Here is a 1,291-nt window from a genome sequence, read left to right as displayed (position 1 = left end):
CAATTGTTGTTCGTCGTTGCCGGTTAGTTTAGCCATAGACTCTCGGCTGAAATACCGCCTTGCAACAACCCATTCATCGTTTTGCTCTTGAAGAATTGCACCGCCAAGACGAACCACGGACTCCCGATTCGGGAATATGCCAACCACATCAAAGCGCCGTCTGAGTTCGCGATTCAAACGCTCCAGTGGATTTGTCGAGCAAATCTGCTTCCAGTGCTCCTTCGGGAATGCCATGTACGCCAGCACGTCTTCCTCCGCACGCTCCAACACGTTCATCGCCTTCGGGAATTTCTCCTGAAGTTGCTGCACAACGGCCGACAGTTGCTGCTTGGCAGCTTCCTGCGTCGGTTGAGCAAAGATCGTTCGGACAATGGATGAAACCATCGCCTGTGACGCTCTGGGCACCTGGCTAAGAATATTGCGCATTGTGTGGACGCGGCAGCGCTGCCACGTGGCTCCGGTCAACGCAGACCCAATCGCACTGCGAAGCCCCTCATGTGCATCGCTAATCGCCAGCTGCACGCCTCGCAGTCCACGTGCGACCAGGCTGCGAATGAACGTGAGCCAAAATGAGCCGTCTTCGCTTGTGCCAATGTCAAATCCCAGCACTTCACGCTCACCGGTGTCTCTCACGCCAATGGCAATGACAAACGCCATACTCTGTACCCGTCCGCCTTCCCTTACTTTCGGGAAGGTTGCATCTAGCCACAGATACGGATACGTCCCCTCCAACGGGCGGTTCTTGAAGTCCTGGACTACGTCGTCGAGCTCTTTGCAGATTCGAGAGACTTCGCTCTTGCTGAGCCCCTGAATGCCCATGGATTCAACTAATTCATCCACCTTACGGGTGCTCACGCCATGTACGTATGCCTCTTGGACAACGGAAAGCAGTGCCTTCTCAGCCTTGCGCCGAGGCTCTAGCATACTCGGAAAGTAGCTCCCCTTACGCAGCTTTGGGATTTGCAGGTCAATCGTTCCAACACGGGTATCCCATTCCCGGTCTCTGTGTCCATTGCGGCTATTGCTGCGCTTCTCACTACGCTCATATCGTTCAGCGCCAATGAGGGAACTCACCTCCGCTTCCATCACAGCCTGGGTGAGGACTCTTAACCCCTCCTTCAAGAAATCCACATCACCATCTTCTAATCCGATCTTGCGAATGAGATCCAAAAGTGCGATCTTGTCTGTAGAAGCCATCGATGTGCCTCCCTCTACTATTTGCTTGACACTTTTAGTAGATTGCACTCGATGGCTTTTTCGTCAAGATCTAGCCGTGGAATTTACACCACTA

1 protein-coding gene is annotated in these 1,291 nt (G+C 53.4%); it reads right to left on the bottom strand.

All coding sequences use genetic code 11. The features are described 5' to 3' along the window. Positions 1 to 1,197: IS256 family transposase (locus M4I36_RS16200; RefSeq protein ID WP_258112802.1), on the bottom strand; the 1,197-nt coding region annotated here is incomplete at its 3' end. Positions 1,198 to 1,291 lie beyond the last annotated feature (94 nt).

It is taken from the genome of Alicyclobacillus sp. SP_1 (genome assembly GCF_024706985.1).
GTDB lineage: Bacteria > Bacillota > Bacilli > Alicyclobacillales > Alicyclobacillaceae > Alicyclobacillus_I.
This window is presented reverse-complemented; position numbering and strand designations above follow the sequence as displayed.